Genomic DNA, 2,918 nt, shown 5'->3' on the forward strand with positions numbered 1-2,918 from the left:
GGGATCCATTGTGGGAGCGAGCCTGCTCGCGAAGAGGCCCGCACAAAATCAAATATTCAACAAACAGCCTCAGACCGAAACAAAGAAGAAACTCAGTACCAACCCCACCCCCACGAACCACACCAGCGAACGCAGGATCGCCCAGTCCGCCAGGTAGCAAATGATGTAGAGCAGGCGACTGGTGATGAACAGCACCGCCAGCACGTTGATGGTGACCAGCTCGGCATTGCCGGCCAGGTGCGCGACGATCACGGCGGCGGCAAAAAACGGGGCGATTTCAAAGCTGTTCAATTGCGCGGCGTAGGCGCGGCGGGGAGCGCCTTCGAGCGAGTCGAGAAAATCCCGGGGGTCGTGGTTATCCTGCAGTCTGTATCTGCCGCCGGCCTTGGCGATCCCGATACACAGGTAAGGCAGGATAAAAGCAATCAAAACGCACCACAGGGCTACCGTCATACCGCATTTCCTTATTGAGTTTTATCGAGAATCGAGCGTCAAGCACCGCTAGAGCTTCATCACAGCATGCCAGCCCGCAGGCTAAGAGTCGCGACCGGCCGAAAGGTTCTTTCAGGTAGCGCATGCCGCAAAGCATCACCACCGTTATACTGCACCCGACCACGCCGCACTCAGTTGCGCATAGATCAATTCCAATAATTCTGCTACTGCCCGTTCATTCGAACCAAGGCATCGGCATGCGTATGCCTGATCAGAGCGTCAAGACTACAGACAGAGACCTTGCGTATGCCACTCGCCTTGCTTGCTTTGGCCGTCGCCGCTTTCGGCATCGGCACGACTGAATTCGTCATCATGGGGCTGTTGCCCGATGTCGCCCGTGACCTGGCCGTGAGCATTCCCCACGCCGGGCTGCTGATCACCGGCTATGCGCTGGGGGTGGTATTCGGCGCACCGATCCTGGCTATCGGCACCGCAAACATGCCGCGCAAGGCCACGCTGCTGGGCATGACGCTGATGTTCATTCTCGGCAACGTGCTCTGCGCCCTCGCGCCGAACTACGTCACGCTGATGGCTGCCCGAGTCATTACCGCGCTCTGTCACGGGGCCTTTTTTGGCATCGGGTCGGTGGTGGCCGCCGGGCTGGTAGCACCGAACAAACGGGCCCAGGCGATTGCAATGATGTTCACCGGCCTGACCCTGGCAAATGTGCTGGGCGTGCCGCTGGGTACGGCCTTGGGTCAATACGCCGGCTGGCGGTCGACGTTCTGGGCGGTAGCCGTCATCGGGGTCATTGCTGCCATCGCCCAATGGCTGTGGTTGCCCAAGGAAATTCCCATGGACAAGGCCAACCTCGCCAGTGAGTTCAAGGTGCTGGGCAAGGCCAATGTGCTGCTGGCGCTGGGCATGAGTGTGCTGGCCTCGACCAGCCTGTTCAGCGTGTTCACCTATATCGCACCGATCCTGCAGGACATCACTGGCGTAAGCCCCCACGGCATCACCATCATGCTGTTGTTATTCGGCGTGGGCCTGACGGCGGGCAGTTTCCTTGGCGGCCGCCTGGCCGACCGACGCCTGTTGCCGTCCCTGGTGGGCATGGCGCTGGCCGTGGTGCTGGTGCTTGCCGCGTTCAGCCAGACCAGCCAATCGGTGATTCCGGCGGCAATCACCCTGGTGTTGTGGGGCGTCTTCGCCTTCGCCCTGTGCCCGATCCTGCAATTGCTGATCATCGACCAGGCCCACGAAGCACCCAATCTGGGCTCGACCCTGAACCAGAGCGCCTTCAATCTCGGCAACGCGGCCGGCGCCTGGATTGGCGGCCTGGTGGTCGCCAGCGGCGCCGACCTCGCCGATTTGCCGTGGACCGGCGCCCTGGTCGGCGGACTCATCGTACTGACCGCGCTTTACTTCATTTATCGGCAACGTCACGTCGGCGCGGCGGCAGACCTTGCCGACTGAGGGGCGTATTGGTTTCGCTGCGCACCTGAGCGTGGCTGATCAAAGCAAAGATGAAGCTGCCGCCGATGATGTTTCCCGCCAGGGTCGGCGCGGCGAACACCATCCAGAAGTCCTCCCACGACAGCTGCCCGGCAAACACCAGGTAAGACACCTCGGCCGATCCCACGACGATGTGGGTGAAATCCCCGAGCGCCATGAGGTAGGTGATGAGGACAATGATCCACATCTTGGCGTTCTCCATGGAGGGGATCATCCACACCATGGTTGCGATCATCCAGCCGGAAATGATGCCTTTGGCGAACATCTGGCCGGCGTCGTTCTCCATCACCTTGCGGCCAATCTCCAGAAAGGCCAGGTCGGTGCGCCGGTCAAAGATCGGCAGGTGCAGCATCACATAGGCCACCAGCAAGGTGCCGCACAGGTTGCCCACCAGCACCACGCCCCATAACCGGAACAACCGGCCGAAATTGCCCAGCGTGGGTTTGCTCATGATCGGCAACACGGCCGTGAGGGTGTTTTCGGTGAACAACTGCTGCCGCGCGAGGATTACTGCCAGGAAGCCGGCGCAGTAGCCAAAACTGGCGATGACCTTGAAGCCTTCGTCATCCGGCAACCGGGAGTTGAGCAGCCCCATCGCCATCAGCGACAAGCCCATCGTCAAACCGGCCGCCAGGGCCGACCACCACAGCGCGGCGACACTGCGCTCCAGCTCCTGATCACCCTGGGTACGTATGATTTCATGCAAAACCGCCGCCCGTGGCGGCTGGTTGCGGTCGACCTCATGCTGTTCCTCTGCCGAGAGGTCAGGGGTCTTGCCGTCTTTGTGAGTGTCCATACAACTCCTGAACCGGTGGCGTGATGTACCTACGACACGCGGCGTTCGGAGCTGTTCAGTGGCGCCAGGAAATGACCGGCGCCGGTAATGCCGCCTTCGGGAGCAGGCTCGCTCCCACAGAGGATCCGGCGGTAAGGACTAGTCCAATGTGGGAGCGAGCCTGCTCGCGAAGAAC

General features: G+C 61.1%; 3 protein-coding genes. 1 reads left to right on the plus strand and 2 read right to left on the minus strand.

The features are described from left to right. Positions 1-69: 69 nt before the first annotated feature. Positions 70-453 carry an MAPEG family protein gene (locus ACE04F_RS20535; protein WP_249877090.1) on the minus strand — a complete coding sequence of 128 codons (384 nt, stop codon included), beginning with the start codon at positions 451-453 and terminating at the stop codon, positions 70-72. Positions 454-738: 285 nt separating this feature from the next. Between ACE04F_RS20535 and ACE04F_RS20540 the strand changes: the two genes are divergently transcribed. Beyond that, positions 739-1,908 carry an MFS transporter gene (locus tag ACE04F_RS20540; RefSeq protein ID WP_486109526.1) on the plus strand — a complete coding sequence of 390 codons (1,170 nt, stop codon included), beginning with the start codon at positions 739-741 and terminating at the stop codon, positions 1,906-1,908. Here the strand turns inward: ACE04F_RS20540 and ACE04F_RS20545 are convergent. Next, positions 1,859-2,743: a formate/nitrite transporter family protein gene (locus ACE04F_RS20545; RefSeq protein WP_486109528.1), complete on the minus strand. Its 885-nt coding sequence runs from the start codon at positions 2,741-2,743 to the stop codon at positions 1,859-1,861. The genes ACE04F_RS20540 and ACE04F_RS20545 overlap by 50 nt on opposite strands. Positions 2,744-2,918 lie beyond the last annotated feature (175 nt).

The sequence above is a fragment of the Pseudomonas sp. AGC41 genome (genome assembly GCF_057334555.1).

Coding starts and splice junctions, on each gene's coding strand:
- ACE04F_RS20535 (WP_249877090.1), bottom strand. CDS start 453: ATGACGGTAGCCCTGTGGTGCGTTTTGATTGCTTTTATCCTGCCTTAC.
- ACE04F_RS20540 (WP_486109526.1), top strand. CDS start 739: ATGCCACTCGCCTTGCTTGCTTTGGCCGTCGCCGCTTTCGGCATCGGC.
- ACE04F_RS20545 (WP_486109528.1), bottom strand. CDS start 2,743: ATGGACACTCACAAAGACGGCAAGACCCCTGACCTCTCGGCAGAGGAA.